Source organism: Rhodococcus sp. USK10 (assembly GCF_019378875.1).
Classification (GTDB): Bacteria; Actinomycetota; Actinomycetes; order Mycobacteriales; family Mycobacteriaceae; genus Rhodococcus_F; species Rhodococcus_F pseudokoreensis.
The window spans coordinates 7,421,269-7,440,038 of record NZ_CP076048.1 but is presented as its reverse complement, the minus strand read 5'-3'; the positions used below and the strand labels follow the sequence as shown (position 1 = coordinate 7,440,038).

At 69.9% G+C, this 18,770-nt stretch carries 1 protein-coding gene (running past one end of the window); it reads right to left on the bottom strand.

Annotated features, from left to right (window positions below; genetic code table 11):
• Positions 1 to 3: 3 nt before the first annotated feature.
• Positions 4 to 18,770: the 3' portion of a non-ribosomal peptide synthase/polyketide synthase gene (locus tag I1A62_RS40815; protein WP_374710853.1), read on the bottom strand. 14,959 nt of this gene lie beyond the right edge of the window; the window shows 18,767 of its 33,726 coding nt (coding positions 14,960-33,726); its start codon lies off the right edge, out of view; it ends in the stop codon at positions 4 to 6.

Below are 18,770 nucleotides of genomic sequence, written 5' to 3'. Positions count from 1 at the left end.
AAATCAGTGCCCGGACCGCTCCTCGGCCTGAGCCACGAGCGCGGTGAGCGCCGCCACCCAGAACTGCCCGAACCGGTCCACTTCCGGCGCCGAGAGGATGCCGGGAGGGAACGACATGAACGCCGACAACTGCAGGCCCTCAGCAGTTTCCGAGATCACCGACTGGATGTCGAGAACGGCCTGGGCAGGCATCGCACTCTTCTCGAACCCACCCGTGACGGGCGATTCGAAGTCGGGCAGCCAGTCGAGTCCGCGGACCGCCTCGGGAACCTCGGCGGCGCTGACGCGTCCGATGTAGTTGAACACGATCTGCGGTTCCGACCAGTTCCTCATGACCGACGAGGTGTCGGGGTTGAGGTAACGCAGCAGGCCGTACCCGATTCCCCGGTCCGGGATCTCACTCAGCTGATCCCGCACCGCGCGCACCGCATCCGCGGCGCCCGCACCGCCCCGCAGGGCGTCCGCGATGTCGACCCCGGCGAGATCGAGCCGTGCCGGGTACATCGTGGTGAACCAGCCGACCGTCCGCGACAGATCCGCACCCGGCACCGCGGACTCTTCACGTCCGTGACCCTCGAGCGTGACCACCGTCGACGAGGCCTCGACTCCGCGGTCGCGCCGCCATGCAGCCACCGCCAACGCGAGGGCCGCCGCGAGGACGTCGCCGATCTCACCGTCGAGCGCACCCGGTGTGTCGCCCAGCAACGCCTCGGTGACCGGTGCGGGCACGTCCACCCGGGTCCGTTCCAGCGTACCGACCAGATCGGTGCGCAGGTCCAGCTCACGCGATCCGAGCAGCGGGTCCGGACCGGTCAGCATCCGTTCCCATACCGCGAGTTCGGCCACCCGCTCCGGAGTCGCCGCCGCCTCGAGCAGACCGTCGGTCCACCGCCGCAGCGACGTTCCGACCGGCTCGAGCGAGGGCGTCGTGCCTGCGGCGATCTGGGCGCCTGCGGTCGCGAAGTCCGGCACCAGGATCCGCCACGACACGGAGTCGATGACGAGGTGGTGCGGCACGACGAGGAGCCGTCCGCGCCGATCCGTCTCGGTGGGGTCGAACCAGACGAACTGGAGCATCGACCCGGTGCGCGGATCGAGACGATCCAGCGCCGTGTCGAAGGCCGCCCCCGCCACCGCGTCGAACTCCGGCGAACCGGGCTCGGCGCCTGCCTCGATCTCCACCCGCTGCACGGTGGCGTCGATGTCGATGCTGCCCGCGGGCGCGATCTCGAGCGCGTCCCCGGCACCGCCCGTGACCAGTGTCGACCGCAGCACGTCGTGCTGGTCGACCACAGCGGTGATCGTCGCGACGACCTGCTCGCGGTCGATCCCGGCCGGGAGTGTCAGCAACAACGGCATGACGAATCGGTCGAAGTCACCGCCGCGCTCGACCATCTTGCGGGCGACCGGGGTGAGCGGCACCGTTCCGACGCCGCCGCCCTCGTACTCCGCCAGTACCGCCGCCGCGGACTCACCCGAATCGGCCACTGCTGCCAGTTCGGCAACGGTGCGCCGCTCGAACACATCTCGCGCGGTGAAGTGGATACCGGCCGACCGGGCCCGCGCGACCAACTGGATGGACACGATGCTGTCGCCGCCGAGCTCGAAGAACGAGTCGTCGATGCCGACGTTCTCCCGGCCGAGCAACTCCGCGAACACGGTCGCGAGTGCCCGTTCGGTGGCGGTGCGCGGCGCGCGGAACTCGGCCGCCGACGCGAAGTCCGGCACCGGCAGCGCACGACGGTCGAGCTTGCCGCTGGTGCCCAGCGGAAGTTCGGCGAGAACCATCACGGAATCCGGGATCATGTACTCGGGCAACGATTCCGCGACGAACGCATTCAACGCCACCTGGTCGATGACCACGCCGGGCCTCGGCACGACGTAGGCGACGAGCCGCGCCCCCACCTCGCTGTTGTGCACGATGACGGCCGCCTGCGCCACGTCGCCGTGCCGGACGAACGCCTCCTCGACCTCGCCGAGCTCGATGCGCAGTCCGCGCACCTTCACCTGGAAGTCGGTGCGGCCCACGAACTCGAGGACACCGTCCTCGTTCCACCGGACGAGGTCACCGGTGCGGTACATCCGCACACCCGGATCGCCGAACGGGTCGGCGACGAACCGCTCCGCACTCAGCGCGGCGCTGTTGACGTAGCCGCGGGCGAGTTGCGCGCCGTCGAGATACAGCTCGCCGGGCACACCGACCGGGGCCGGATTCAGGTGGGCGTCGAGCACGTAGGCCCGCGTGTTCCAGGCCGGCGAACCGATCGGCGCGATCGTCGCCGTCCCCGACCGCTCCACCACGTGGGCCGTCGAGTTGATGGTCACCTCGGTCGGGCCGTACAGGTTCACGAGCTCCGCGGAGCCGAGTCCCGCGACCCGCTCGGCAGCGGACTGCGGCAGCGGCTCGCCGCCCGCGAACACGAGCCGCAGCGAACCGCACCCGTCGGCGGTCGCGGCGTCGAGGAACATCGTGAGCACGGACGGGACGAACTGGATCACCGTCACCGATTCCGTGTCGACCGTCGCGGCCATGTACTCGGGATCGCGATGACCGTCCGGTGAGGCCATCACCAGGGTTCCGCCGACCACCAACGGCAGGAACAGCTCCCACACGGAGGCGTCGAACGTGAACGGCGTCTTCTGCAGCACCACGTCCTGCGCGTCGATGCCGTAGACGTCGCGCATCCACGCCAGCTGGTTGGCCAGCGCCGAGTGCGGGATCGCCACACCCTTCGGGCGTCCCGTCGAACCCGACGTGTACAGCGCGTACGCCAGGTTGTCCGGGCGCAGGTCGCCGAGCCGTTCGGTGTCCTCGATGGTGCCGTCGCCGTACCCGGTGAGGTCGAAGTCCTCGACCAGGTACACCGGGACCTCCACGTCGAGGTTCGCGATGTCGTCGGCCGAACTCAGCACGCAGGCCGGAGTGGCGCTGGCCACCACGTACGACGTCCGGTCGGCCGGATGCTCGGGGTCGATCGGCACGTACGCGCCGCCCGCCGCGTGGACGGCGTAGAGGCTGGTCAGCATGTCGAGCGAGCGCCGCATCGCGATGCCCACCACCGTGTCCGGTCCCACGCCCATCGCCATCAGGTGCCGCGCCAGGCGGTTGACCCGCGCATCGAACTCGGCATAGGTGAGCCGCACGTGGTCCGCCACCACGGCGGTCCGATCGGGTGTGCGCGCCACCTGGGCACCGAACATCGACACCACGGATTCTTCCGCGACGTCGCGGCGGGAATCGTTCCATCCGGACAGGACGAGGTCGCGCTCGTCCTGCGTGAGCAAGTCCAGATCGCCCACCAGAGTGGAACTTCCGGCCGCGATGGTCTGCAGGATCCGGTTCAGCCGGGAACCGAGACGTTCGACGGTGTCGGCGCCGAACACGTCCGGAAGGTACTTCAGGACGAGTTGCAGTTCGCTGTCCGACTGCGCCAGCAGGCTCAGCGGGTAGTGCGAGGCGTCGCTGATCTGCACCCCGGCGACCCGGAGGCCGTCGATGTCGCTGTCCTCGGTGAGTCCCGCCCGGTCGACGGGGTACGACTCGAACACCGTCAACGTGTCGAACAGCCCGCCGATACCGGCGATCTGCTGGATCTCGGGGAGACCGATGTGGTGGTGGTCGAATAGAGCGGACTGTTCCGCCTGCAACCGTTCGAGCAACCCGAGGATCGACTCGCGGGGATCGACCCGCACCCGGATCGGGATGGTGTTGATGAACAGTCCCACCATCGACTCGATCCCCGCGACCTCCGGTGGGCGACCCGACACCGTGGCGCCGAAGACGACGTCGTCGGACGCGGTCATCCGGGCCAGCAGCAGACCCCACGCCGCCTGGACGATCGTGTTCATCGTGAGGCCGCGATCCCGCGCGATGCGGGCCAGGTTCTCGCTCACCACCTCGCCGAGATGCAGCGCGATCTCGGCGGGCTCGGGACGGTCCTCACCGGCCGGCGCCGGGGCGAGGACGGTCGGCCCGTCCAGCCCGGCCAGTGCGTGCGCCCAGGCGCTGCGCGAGGCGTTGGCGTCGCGTTCGGACAGCCAGCTGAGGAAGTCACGGTAGCCGCGGACCCGCGGCAGCACCGAGCCGTCTCCACGGGTCGCGTACAGCACCAGCAGATCCTTCATCAGCAACGGCATCGACCATCCGTCGAGCAGGATGTGGTGGTTGCTGATGGAGAACCGGTAGCTGCTCTCCCCCGTGCGGATCAGCAGGAACCGCATGAGAGGCGGACGGCCCATGTCGAACCGCGCCGAACGGTGTTCGCTCAGAACGGAACCGATCCGCTCCTCGCGGTCGGCCTCGGACAGCGCCGACAGGTCGAGCTCTTCCCACGGCAGTGCAACGTGGTCGACGACCACCTGGACGGCGGTCCCCGAATCGTCGGGGACGAACGCGGTGCGCAGGTTCGCGTGCCGCGCGATCAACGCTTCCGCCGCGCCGCGGAGGCGGCCGGTGTCGACGACGCCCCGGAAGTCGAGCACCACCTGAGCGGTGTAGACGTCCACCGCGTCCTCGGCGAGAACGGAATGGAAGAACATTCCGGACTGCAGCGGAGCCAGCGGCCACACGTCGGTGGCGGCGGGGTAGCGCCGTTCGAGCGCCTCGAGGTCGTCCTGCGTCACGGTCACGAGCGGGACGTCGGACGGCGTGAGACCGCCGCTCTTCGGCCCGGACGCATGCTCGGCGAGCGCGGTCGCCGCGGCGTGCCACAGCTCCGCGAACTCCCACACGTCCGCCTCGTCGAGAATCTCGGTGGCGAAGGCGATCTTGGCCTCGATCTGGGGGCCGGACGCCGTCTCCGACGTCACCGCGTTGATGCTGAGCACCGCAGGCGCCACCATCTCGTCGTCCATGGCGCCGCCGAACTCACCCGAGTCGCTGTCGGGAATCCAGCCGAGATCCCGGATCTCGGCGGGCAGATCCACCGAACCCGCCCGGCCGAGGTAGTTGAACCCGATCTGCGGCGTCGGCAGCGACGCCAGAGCCGGAGCCGTCTCGTCGTTGAGGTAGCGCAGCAGGCCGTAGCCGATGCCCTTGTCGGGCACGGCCAGCAACTGTTCCTTGACTGCCTTCAACGCAGACCCCGCCGAGGTGCCGCCGTCGAACGCGTCGGCGAGATCGGCCCGCGAGACGTCCAGCCGCACCGGGTACAGGCTGGTGAACCAGCCCACCGTGCGCGCGAGGTCGGCACCGGGAACGGTCGACTCTTCGCGGCCGTGTCCCTCCAGGTTGATCAGCACCGACCGATCCGTGGTGCCGCCGCGGAGTTCACGCCAGCGCGATACCGCGAGGGCGAGCGCCGCGAGCAGGCCGTCGTTGACGCCGCCGTTCACGGACTGCGGGATCGTGGTCAGCAGCGCCTGCGTCACCTGCGTCGAGAACGTCATGCTCAGACGGTCGGTCCGGGCGATCACGTCGCGTTCCGGATCGAACGCGCGCCGCCCGATCAGCGGATCGGTTCCCGCGAGCATGCCGCGCCAGAAGTCGAGTTCGGCCACGCGGTGCGGAGACTTCGCCTCCTCCGCGAGTCCGTGCGCCCACGCCCGGACGGAGGATCCGACCGGTTCGAGCTGCGCGGGCGCTCCCGCCATGATCTGCGAACCTGCGGTCGCGAAGTCCGGCAACAGCACTCGCCAGGACACCCCGTCGACGACGAGGTGGTGTGCGAGCACCAGCAGGCGTCCGCTCTGACCCGGCAACGACTCCGCGGGCGCGAACCACACGAACTGCGTCATCCGGCCAGACGCCGGATCGAGGCGATCTGCTGCACGACTGAGGGCCGCGCGGGCCAGCCGCTCGAACTCGTCCGTGCCCGGCTTGTCGGTGAACTCGATCTGCTCGATCAGCTCGTCCGCGTCGAACGCCCGCCGAACGGAGAGCGCCTCGAACGACCAGTCGTCCCCGACCCGCGTGAGCCGGGAGCGGAGGATGTCGTGGCGCGCCAGGATCGCGTCCACCGTGTCCGCCAGCTGATCTCGTGTGACGGCGGGCGGGGTGGTCAGCAGGACGGCCTGCGAGAACTTCTCGAACGTTCCTGCCGTCTCCACCAGCCAGTGCGCGATCGGGGTGAGCGGCATCGTTCCGACGCCGCCGCCCGGCAACTCCTCGAGCTTCACCGAGTCGACCTCGGTGGCCCAGGCGGCCACCTCGGCCAGCGCCGCCACGGTCTTGCGTTCGAAGACGTCTCGCGCGGTGAACAGCACCCCAGCGTTCTTCGCCCGGGTCGTCAGCTGGATGGACACGATGCTGTCGCCGCCGAGCGCGAAGAACGAGTCGTCGACGCTGACCCGGTCGACGCCGAGAACCTGCGCGAAGACGTCGGCGATGGCCTTCTCCATCGGCGTCGACGGTGCGGTGTACTCACTGGCGACCGAGACGAACTGCGGCTCGGGAAGTGCCTTGCGGTCGAGCTTGCCCGCGGGTGTCAGCGGCACCGAGTCGATGGCCATGATCGACGACGGCACCATGTAGCCGGGCAGGGTCTCGGACACGAATGCCGACAGTTCGGCGACGTCGATCGACGCGCCCGCTGCGGGCATCACGTACGACACCAGCACGGTCTGCCCCGTCTGCTCGCGGTGGTGGCCGAGCGTGACCGCGAAGTCGACACTCGGGTGCCTGCCGAGTTCGGCGTCGATCTCGCCGAGTTCGATGCGGAATCCGCGGACCTTCACCTGGAAGTCGGAACGGCCGACGTAGTCGAGGACGAGGTCGCCCGTCTCGTCGTCGTGCACCCAGCGGACGACGTCGCCGGTGCGGTAGAGCCGCTCACCGGGACCGCCGAACGGGTTGGCGACGAATCGCTCCGCCGTCAGGGCGAACCGGTTGTGGTAGCCGCGGGCCACACTCGGACCCGCGACGTACAGCTCACCCGCGACACCCACCGGGACGGGCGTGAGACGGGAGTCGAGAACGACCACGTCGACGCCCCGGGTGGGACCGCCGATGGTGACGGGCCGATCCGCCTTCATCGGGTTGCTCGACGTGCTCCAGATCGTCGCCTCGGACGGGCCGTACAGGTTGAACATGCGCCGGCCCGGTGCCCACTTCTGCATGAGCTCCGGCGGGCACGCCTCGCCGGCCACCGACAGCACCTCGATGCCTTCCAACCCGGCCGGGTCCACCGTGGTGAGCGCGGCGGGTGTGATGAAGGCGTGCGTGACCTTCTGCTTCTTCAGCAACCGCGCGAGTTCGTCTCCGCCGTACACGACGCCGGACGCGATGACCATCGTCGATGCGGCGGCCACTGCGTGCAGCAACTCGAAGACCGATGCGTCGAAGCTGGGCGAGGCGAAGTGCAGCACCCGCGACTGCGGGGTGACCCGGAGCCGCTCGACCTGCTCGGTCGTGACGTTCGCCAGGCCCGTGTGGGTGACGACGACGCCCTTGGGCAGGCCCGTCGATCCCGACGTGTAGATCACGTACGCGGCGTCGTCGACCCGGGTCGGCCGGACGCGGTCCGCGTCGGTGACGGCCTCGTTCGATACGGACGCGCACAGTTCGTCCATCTCGTCCGCACCGAGAACCAGCCAGCGCACGGTGTCCGGGAGCTCGGCGACGTGGGCGCCGGTGGTGAGACCGATCTCCACGCGGGAGTCCGTGACCATGTGCATGATCCGGTCGAACGGGTAGCTCGGATCGACCGGGACGAACGCCGCCCCGGTCTTCGCGACCGCCCAGATGGAGAGGATCGATTCGACGGACCGTGTCAGTGCCAGCGCCACGAAGTCGTCGGCGCCGATGCCCCTGCCGATGAGAACGCGGGCGAGACGGTTCGAGCGCTCGTCGAGTTCGCGGTAGGTGACCTGGTCGTCGCCGCACACGACGGCGACGGCGTCCGGGTTCACCGCCGCGGCGGCGCCGAGGATGCCCGACAGCAGCTCGGGTGCGGCGGTGTCCGCGCCGCGCACCGGGGCGAGCACGGCGTGCTCGTTCTCGCTGAGGACGTCGATGTCGCCGATCAGCACGGACGCGTCGGCGGTGATCGCCTCGAGGATGCGCTGGAAACGGAACGCGAACGACGCGATGGTGCGCTCGTCGAACAGATCCGTCGCGTAGGTGAACACGCCGCGCATCGGCGCGTCCCCGTCCGCGCCTGCCGCGTCGGCGAGCGTGAGCTGCAGATCGAACTTGGCGGCGTTGATCCCACCGTCGAGTCCCTCGACCGTCAGCCCGGGCAGTTCGAGGTGCGCCTGCTCGATGTTCTGGAACGCCAGAGCCACCTGGAACAGCGGCGAGAACGCGGTCGAGCGTTCCGGCTGCAGGATCTCGACCAGCCGCTCGAACGGCACGTCGGTGTGCGTGAACGCGCCGAGGTCGTGCTGACGCACCTGCGCGAGGAGGTCGGCGAACGTCGCGTCGACGTCGACCTGCGCGCGCAGCACCAGCGTGTTGACGAACATGCCGACCAGGTCGTCGAGTGCGGCCTCGCCGCGGCCCTCGATCGCGGTGCCCACCGCGATGTCGTCCGTGGCGCTGAGCCTCGCGAGCAGCACCGACAGCGCCGCGTGCGCGACCATGAACAGCGACGCGTTGTGTTCGCGCGCCAGTGCCCCGAGCCGGTCGCGCAGTGCCGCGTCGATCTCGAAGTCGAAGTTGGCGCCGCGCATCGACTGTGCGGGCGGTCGCGGCCGGTCCGTCGGCAACGGCAGCACGTCCGGCAGACCGCTCAGCGTGGTCCGCCAATAGTCGATCTGCTGGGTGGCCAGCGAATCCGGGGCGTTCTCGTCGCCGAGCAACTCGTGCTGCCAGAGCGAGAAGTCCGCGTACTGGACGTCGAGCGGAGCCCAGGCGGGTTCCGAGCCGGCGGCACGGGCGCTGTAGGCGATCACCACGTCGCGTGCCAGCGGTGCCGTCGAGGCGCCGTCGGACGAGATGTGGTGGACGACGATGACCAGCACGTGCTGTTCGGCGTCGATCCGCAGGAGGCGGGCCCGGACCGGGACCGCCGTCGCGACGTCGAATCCGGCAGTGACGAGGGAGATCACGCGTTCGCGCAGCACGATCTCGTCGGCGACGTCCTCGACGTCCAGGGCCGTGAAACTCCGGGCCCGCGACAGCACGATCTGGCCCGGTCCGTCACCGGTGTCGGGGTAGGTCGTGCGCAGCGTCTCGTGCCGCTCGACGACGTCGCCGAGTGCCTGCTCGAGCGCGGCGACGTCGAGGTGGCCGGTCAGCCTGATCGCCAGCGGAATGTTGTACGCCGCCGACGCGGTGTCGAACTGGTTGATGAACCACATGCGGGACTGCGCCGGGGACAGCGGAATCCGGGTGGGACGCGGCTGCGGCACCAGTGCCGGCCGGGTGGCGCCCGCCGAATCGGACTGCTCGGCGCGAGCCGACAGCGCGATCACGGTCGGCGCCTCGAACAGCTCCCGCACACCGATCGACGTGTCGAGGGCTGCGTTGAGCCGGGCGACCACCCGGGTCGCGACCAGCGAGTTGCCGCCGAGGTCGAAGAAGCTCGTGTCGGCGCTGACCCGCTCGTGGCCGAGGACGTCCGCGAAGACCCCCGCGACGATTTCCTCGACCGGGGTGCGAGGAGCCCGGTAATGGTCTGCGGCGCCGCCGAACTCGGGCTCGGGAAGAGCCTTGCGATCGAGCTTGCCGTTGATGTTCAGCGGCAGCTCGTCGAGCGCGATGAGCGCGGAGGGCACCATGTAGCCGGGTACCGACCTACCCGCGAACGCGAGGACGTCGGAGTCGTCGACGGAACCGCCCGGCTCCGGCACGACGTAACCGACGAGGCGGTCGCCGGTGTGCCGGTTGCTGTGCACCACCACGACGGCCTGCGCGACCGCCGGGTGCGCGACGAGGGCACGCTCGATCTCGCCGAGTTCGATGCGGAAACCGCGGACCTTCACCTGGAAGTCGCTGCGCCCGACGTAGTCGAGGTTGCCGTCGCGGTTCCACCGCACGAGGTCGCCGGTGCGGTACATCCGCGCTCCGGCCTCGCCGAACGGGCCGGCGACGAATCGTTCCGCGGTGAGGTCGTGGCGGCCGAAGTACCCGCGCGCCAACTGCTCGCCCGCGAGATAGAGCTCACCTGTGACGCCGGCGGGAACGGGGTGCAGACGCGAATCGAGAACGTAGGTCTGCGTGTTCCATTCGGGCCTGCCGATCGGGACCGAACCGTCGCGCTCGTCGCCGCACCGGTAGTGGGTGACGCTGACGGCGGCCTCGGTGGGGCCGTACAGGTTGAAGATGTCCGCGTCGCTGACGTCCCGGAACCGGAGCACCGTGTCGGCGGGCAGGGCCTCACCGATGCACAGCACCCGGCGCAGCGACGCCAGCTGCGCCGGTTCCGCCACCGCGACGAACGCCGACAGCAGCGAGGGCACGAAGTGCACCGTCGACACCTGCTGCTCGGCGACGAGTGCGGCCAGGTACGACGGGTCGCGGTGACCGTCCGGTGCGGCGACGACGAGCCGTGCGCCCGCGGTCAGCGCCCACCAGAACTCCCACACCGACAGGTCGAACGTGGCCGCCGTCTTGAGCAGCACCGAGTCCTCGGCGGTGAGCGGGTATTCCGACTGCTTCCACCGCAGCTGGTTCGCGATCGCGCGGTGCGCGATCGCAACGCCCTTGGGGCGGCCGGTCGAGCCGGACGTGTAGATCACGTACGCGGCGTTCTCCGGCCGCAGCGGTGTGGTCCGCTCCGCGTCGGTCAGTGGAGCCGGGTCGACATCGCCGAGATCCAGTTCGTCGAGCAGGAGGTGGTCGACACCGCCGGGCAGTCCCCCGACGACGTCGCGGGTCGCCAGGACACAGACGGGTTGCGCGCTCTCCAGCACGTACGCGGTGCGGTCGGCCGGATGGTCCGGGTCGATCGGCAGGTATGCGCCGCCTGCCGCGGCGATCGCGTACATGCCGACCAGCAGTTCCACCGAACGCGGAATGGCCAGGCCCACCACGGTTTCCGGGCCGACACCGCGGCCGGCGAGATGCCGGGCCAAGCGGTTCACCCGCGCCGAGAACTCGGCGTACGTGAACGATTCGCCGTCGAACACGAGAGCGGTGACGTCCGGGTTCTCCGCGGCGGCGACCGCGAACATGTCCGCCAGCGTCGTCGCCGGCAGGGCCTGCGCGGTGTCGTTCCATCCGGACACCACGAGTGCGCGCTCGTCGCTGCCTGCGAGCGGCAGGTCGCCGACCGCGGTCCGCGGCGAATCCACCGCGGCGGCCAGCACCCGGCGGAACATGTCCGCGAAGCGCTGGACGGTGGCGGCGTCGAACAGGTCGGTGGCGAACGTGAACACACCCGACATCTGCTCACCCTCGGGGCTGTCCCCCAGGATCAGATGCAGATCGAACTGCGCGGTGTCGCCCTCGACGTCGAGCGGCGCGACGGTGAGGTCGGGCAGTTCCAGTGCGGCCTTCGTCGTGTTCTGGAACGAGTAGCCCACCTGGAAGATCGGGTGGTGTGCCATCGAGCGTGCCGGGTTCAGGACCTCGACGAGGCGCTCGAACGGGACGTCGGCGTGCGAGAACGCCTCGAGGTCGGCCTCGCGGGCACGATCGAGGATCTCGTCGAATGTCTGCCGTCCGTCGACCTGCACCCGCAGTGCGAGGGTGTTGACGAACATGCCGACGACGTCGTCGAGTTCGCGCTCGCCGCGGCCGGCGATCGGGGTGCCCACCGCGATGTCCTCGGTGCCGGACAGTCGGCTGAGCAGCACCGCGAACGCGGCGTGCACGGCCATGAACACGCTGGCGTTGTGCCTGCGGGCCAGTGCGGCCAGACCGCGGTGCACCTCGGCGTCGACGGTGAAATCGATCCGCGACCCGCGCAGCGACTGCACGGGCGGGCGCGGCCGGTCCACCGGCAGCTCGAGGAGGTCGGGCACGCCCGCGAGGGTCTTCGTCCAGAAGCCCAGCTGGGCGGCGATCAGGCTGTCCGGGTCGTCCTCGCTGCCGAGGAGTTCCCGCTGCCAGATGGCGTAGTCCGCGTACTGCACCGGAAGCGGCGCGAAGCCGGGTTCCCGGCCTGCCGCCCGGGATGCGTACGCCACCATGACGTCACGCACGAACGGGGCGGTGGATTCGCCGTCGGTCGACACGTGGTGCACGACGAGTGCCAGCACGTAGTCCTTCGGGCCGACCTCGAACAGTCGCACCCGGATCGGCGGCACATCGGCGGTGACGTCGAATCCGGTGGACACCATCGCCGTCAACTGCTCGCGCAGTTCGGTCTCGGTGACCGGAACGGGTGCGACGTCGATCGGCGCCTGCGCGGCCGGGAGGATCACCTGGTGCGGGCCGTCGGCCGAATCCGGGTAGATCGTGCGGAGCGACTCGTGCCGCTCCAGCACGTCGAACACCGCGGACTGCAGTGCGTCGACGTCCAGTGCGCCGGTCAACCGGACCGCGAGCGGGATGTTGTAGGCGGGCGAGTCCGGGTCGAAGCGGTTGATGAACCACATCCGGGACTGCGCCAGCGACAGCGGGACGAAGGCAGACCTCTCCCGTGGTGCGAGGACGGGCCGTGGCCGGACGTTCTCGTCCGGGGTGGCGATGCGGGCGGCCAGGCCCGCGACCGTCGGAGCCTCGAACAGTTCCCGCACGCCGATGCGGAGGCCGAAGACCTGTCCGGCCCGCGACACGACCCGGGTGGCGCTCAGCGAATTTCCGCCGAGGTCGAAGAAGCTGTCGTCGACGCTGACCTGCTCGAGTCCGAGCACGTCGGCGAAGATGCCTGCGATCGTCTCTTCGGCGGGTGTCGTCGGGGCACGGAACTCCGCACCCGCGGACACGAACTCGGGTTCGGGCAGCCGCGCCCGGTCCAGCTTGCCGATGCCGGTCAGCGGGATCTCGTCGAGAACGATCACGACGGACGGCACCATGTACGGCGGAAGCGTTTCGCCGACAACCGAATTCAGCGATTCCGGATCGACCGCCGCGCCGTCGGCGGGCAGGACGTACGACACGAGGGTCGTCAGTCCGGCGGGGTTCTCGCGACCCACGGTCACCGCGAACTCGATGTCCGGCTGGGCGGTCAGGGCGGCGTCGATCTCACCGAGTTCGACGCGGAACCCGCGGACCTTGACCTGGAAGTCGGACCGGCCGACGTACTCCACCCGATGTCCGTCCGCCCAGCGCACGACGTCGCCGGTGCGGTACATGCGGGCGCTGGGCTCGCCGAACGGGTTGGCCACGAACCGTTCCGCCGTGACCGACGGACGGTTGTGGTAGCCGCGGGTCACCGACGGACCGCAGATGTACAGCTCCCCGGGCACGCCCTCCGGCACCGGACGCAACCGCGAATCGAGAATGAGGGATTCGACGCCACGCAGCGGCGAACCGATCGTGACGCGTTCACCGGCCACCATCGGCTCGGTGATGGTGACGATGACCGTCGTCTCGGTGGGACCGTACGCGTTGCGCATCTCCCGGCCGGGAGCCCACCGCGCCACGAGTTCCGGCGTGCAGGTGTCGCCGCCGACCACGACGGACGTGACGGAGTCGAGGCCGTCCGGGTCGACGGTCATCAGCGCGGTCGGCGTCATGACCACGTTGCTGACCTGTTCGCGGCGGATCAGGTCGGCGAGTTCGTCGCCGCCGTAGACGTCCGCCGGCGAGATCACCAGGGTGGCGCCCGCACTGAACGCGGCGAGCATCTCCCCGACCGACGTGTCGAAGCTCGGCGACGCCACGTGCAGGAACCGGGAATCCGGCGACACGACGTAGTGCTCACGCACCTCGCGGGTGAGGTTGGCCAGACCGCGGTGGGTGACCACCACGCCCTTCGGCTTGCCCGTCGAACCCGACGTGTAGATGAGGTACGCGGGGTGATCGACCGTCAGCGCGCGGCACAGATCGGCGTCCTCCACCGCGCCCGCACTGCGGACAGCGATCTCCTCGGCGGCTTCCGTCTCGTCGAGGACGATCCACGGCACCGTGCCTGGCAGGTCGGTGTGATGGCGGGCGACCGTCAGTCCGAGGACCGCTCCCGAATCGGACAGCATCTCGCCGATCCGCTCGAGCGGAAGCTTCGGATCGACGGGCAGGTAGGCGCCGCCGGCCTTGGCGATCGACCAGATCCCGAGGATGGATTCGACGGAGCGCGTGATCGCCAGCGCGACATAGTTCTCCGGCCCGACACCCCGATCGATCAGGACGCGCGCCAGCCGGTTCGACTGCTCGTCGAGTTCGCGGTACGTGAGCTGACGGCCCTCGAAGGACACCGCGACCGACTCCGGCGAGATCTCGACGCCCGAACGCAGAAGTTCCGGCAGCGTGCTCGGCTCGACCGACTTCGGCCCGCGGACCGGGGCGATCGCGGCCTTCTCCGCGGCGTCGAGGATCTCGATGTCGCCGAGGACCACGTCGCGGTCGGACGACACGGCACCGAGGATCCGGACGAACCGGTCCGCGAAGCTCAGGACGGTCTGCTCGTCGAAGATGTCGGTCGAGTAGTTGAACGTCGCGGCGATCCCCGCGGCGGCCCCGTCTGTGTAGCGCTCACCGACACTGAGCTGGAGGTCGAACTTGGCGACCTCCAGCGGGGCGTCGAGCGCGGAGATCTCGAGGCCCGGGAACTCCATCCGGACCGACTCGTTGTTGTCGAACGACAACGCCACCTGGAACAGCGGCTGGTGCGCCGTCGACCGCGGGACGTCGAGGACCTCGACGAGGCGTTCGAACGGAACGTCGCTGTGGCTGAACGCATTCAGATCGGTGGCGCGCACCTGTGCGAGCAGGTCGGCGAAGGTGTCGTCGGGACGCACCGACGCGCGGAGCACGAGGGTGTTGACGAACATGCCGACGAGCCTGTCGAGTTCCTGCTCACCGCGGCCGGCGACCGGCGTGCCGATCGCGACGTCCGTCTGCGAGGACAGCCGCTCGAGCAGGACCGCGAGCGCGGCGTGCACGACCATGAAGAGGGTCGAGTTCGTTTCCTGGGCGATCGCGAGCAGCCCGCGGTGCGTCTGCGCGTCGATCGTGAACCGCGCCGACGCGCCGCGCAGCGACTGCACGGGCGGCCGGGGCCGGTCGGTCGGCAGCTCGAGTACCTCGGGGAGCCCGCCGAGCGCCTGCTGCCAGTAGCCGAGCTGGCGGGCGACCAGCGATTCGGGGTCGGACTCGTCACCGAGCGACTCACGCTGCCACAGAGCGTAATCGGCGTACTGGACGGGCAGCGGTTCCCAGCCTGGCGCGCTGCCGGCGGCACGCGCCGCGTAGGCGGTCATGACGTCCGTGAACAGCGGCGCCAGCGACGCTCCGTCGGCCGAGATGTGATGCACGACCATCATCAGGATGTGGTCGGTGGGGTTGACCTCGAAGCAGGCGACGCGCACCGGGACCGTCTCGGTGACGTCGAATCCGGTGGCACCGAGTTCACGCAGGCGCGCGAACAGGTCCTGCTCGTCCGCGACCGGGGTCGGGGTCAGGTCGGACACCACGTCCGCTGCGGGCAGCACGACCTGGTGAGCGTCGTCGCCGCCGACCGGGAAGACGGTGCGCAGCGACTCGTGCCGCTCCACGACGTCCGCCCACGCCGCATTCAGCGCCGCCGCGTCGATCGCGCCGGTCAACCGCACCGCCAACGGCAGGTTGTACGCCGGGGAGGTCGGATCGAACTGGTTGACGAACCACATCCGCTGCTGGGCCAGCGACAGCGGGATGCGGTCGGGCCGCGGGCGGGCGACGAGCGCGGGACGCTGCTGCGCGGTCCCCGACGTCGCCTCGAGCAGTGCCGCGAGTTCCGCGACGGTCGGATTCTCGAAGCACTCCCGCACCGAGAGGTGCGCGCCGACTGCCGCCCTCAGGCGGGCGGTGAGCCTCGTCGCGCTGATGGAGTTTCCACCGAGGTCGAAGAACGAGTCGGCGGACCCGACACGTTCGGCACCGAGAACGTCGGCGAACACGCCCGCCACGACGGTCTCCATCGGCGTGCGCGGCGCCACGTATTCGACCGCGACGGTGGTGAACTCGGGCTCCGGCAACGCCTTCCGGTCCAGCTTCCCGCTGGCACCGAGTGGGAAACTGTCCAGGACGACGACGCGTGCGGGCACCATGTACGCGGGCAGGATCTGCGCCGCCGCGTCCTGCACCGACTTCGTGTCGACCCGGGCACCCGACCGCGGCACCACATAGGCCACGAGATTCTCGCCGGTCGACTCGCTTCGGTGGATCGTCACCGCTGCCTGCGCCAAGGATTCGTGCGTCAGCAGCGCGGCCTCGACCTCGCCGAGTTCGATCCGCAATCCACGCAGCTTGACCTGGAAGTCGCTGCGTCCGATGTATTCGAGGTTCCCGTCGGCGCGCCGCCGAACGACGTCGCCCGTGCGGTACATCCGCTGCCCGGACCCGCCGAACGGGTTGGCGACGAACCGATCGGAGGTCAGATCGCTGCGTCCGACATATCCGCGGGCCAACTGCGTCCCCGCGAGGTACAGCTCGCCGGGAACCCCGGCCGGCACCGGGCGGAGGCGCGAGTCCAGTACGTGGAGATCGGTGTTCCGCACCGCACTACCGATGGGCACGGTACCGCGGACGCCCCGGTCGACCTGCCCGGCGGTCGCGTGCACGGTGAACTCCGTCGGACCGTACAGGTTGTGCAATTCGGCGTCCGACAGTGCGCGGAACGCCTCGGCGGTCGCGGGCGGGAACGCCTCGCCCGCGACAAGCACCAGTCGAAGGCTGAGCAGGTCGTGTCGTTCGGCCTCGCCGACGAACACCGACAGCATCGACGGCACGAACGACGTCGCCGTGACGCCCTCGCGCGCGATCAACGCTGCGAGATACTCGGGGTCACCGTGACCGTCGGGTGTCGCGATCACCAGGCGGCCACCCGCGACGAGCGTGCCGAACAGTTCCCAGACCGACACGTCGAACGTCGCCGGGGTCTTCTGCAGCACGACATCGTGTGCGCCGAGGCCGTACTGGTCGACGATCCACGAGATCTGGTTCAGGACCGCCGCGTGGCTCACCGCGACGCCCTTCGGCCGTCCCGTCGAACCGGACGTGTAGATGACGTAGGCGGGGTTCGACGGCCGGAGGGTTCCCCGGCGCTCCTCGTCGCGCACCGGCTCGGCCGGCATGTCGACGGACAGCCGGTCGATCTCCACCACGGTGTGTCCGGTGGGAAGGTCGAGAGCATCTCGCGCGACGGTCAGGATGCAGAGCGGCGAGGCGCTGTCGAGGACGTAGGCCGTGCGGTCGGCCGGATGGTCGGGGTCGAGTGGGACGTACGCCCCACCCGCCTTCACGATCGCGTACATCGCGACCATCGAGTCGATCGACCGCCGGATTGCGAGTGCGACCCGGACCTCCGGCCCGACACCCATCTCGATCAGGGTGCGGGCGAGTGTGTTGACACGCTCGTCGAACTCGGCGTAGGTCAGCGATTCATCGCCGGACACCAGGGCCACGGCGTCCGGTGTCCGCGCCACCTGCTCGTCGAACAGGTCGACGACGGTCCGCGCCTCCGCGTCGGTCGCGGCGGTCGCCGACGTCGCGTCGGCGATCACGCCGGCGAGGACACCGGCGAACGTGTCGGCGAAGCCTTCGCCCGACGACCCGTCGAGCAGCCCGGGCAGCAGGGTGGACAGGGCCACGGTGACCGCGGCCTCCGGACCCACGCCCACACCGGCGAGCGTGCGCGCGAGTTCCGCGGACTTGTCCCGCAACTGCGCGTACGTGACATCGGTGCCGTTGTGCGACAGCGCGATTCCGTCCGGGTTGATCGACGCGGCGCCGTCGAGGAGTTCGGGCAGCGACTTGGTGGCCGCCAGCTCCTGCGAGATCGAGTGCGACAGCAGGGACTGTCCGCCCTCGTCCGGTACGGCGAGCCCGGCCTTCTCGTCCTCGGTCAGGATGTCGATGTCGCCGACGACGGCGTCCGCGTCGGCCGTGACGGCCTCCAGAACACGGACGAAACGATCGGCGAAACCGCGGACCGTGGCCTCGTCGAAGAGATCGGTGGCGTAGGAGAACCAGCCTCGCATGCCGTTCGCGACGGATCCCTCGCCGAACCGTTCCTCGACGGCGACACCGAGATCGGTCTTGCTCGTGGTGAGTCCGCTCTCGAGAACCTCGACCGTCAGCCCGGCGAGTTCGAGCTTCGGCCTTTCGAGGTTCTGGAAGCTCAGCATCACCTGCGCGAGCGGCGCGTACGCGGCGCTGCGCGTCGGCCGGAGCACCTCGACGATCTGCTCGAACGGCACATCGGCGTTGCCGAATGCGTTGAGATCGACCTCCCGGGCCTGCGTGAGCAGCGTGCTGAAGCGGGCGTTCTGGTCGACCTCGGTGCGCAGCACCAGAGTGTTGACGAACATCCCGACGAGGTCGTCGAGCGCGCGGTCACCGCGGCCGGCGACCGGGGTGCTGACCGAGATGTCGCTGGTGCTGCTCAGGCGTCCCAGCAGCACGGCGAGCGCGGTGTGCACCACCATGAACAATGACGCCTGGTGGGTCTGCGCGAGTTCGTTCAGGGACCGGTGCACGTCCTGCCCGATCGCGAACTCGATCAGCCCGCCCTGCGGGTTGCGGACCGCCGGGCGCGGCCGGTCGGCCGGGAGGTCGAGGACCTCCGGCGCATCGCCGAGGGCGTGCGTCCAGTACGCGATCTGCTTGCCCGCGAGCGACTCCGGGTCGTCCTCCGAACCGAGGAGAGTGCGCTGCCACAGCGCGAAGTCGGGGTACTGCACGGGCAGCGGCGAGAAGCCGGGCTCCTCCCCCTGCACGCGTGCGCCGTACGCGCCGAACAGGTCCCGCGCGAGCGGCGCCATCGACGAACCGTCGGCCGAGATGTGGTGGACGACGACGA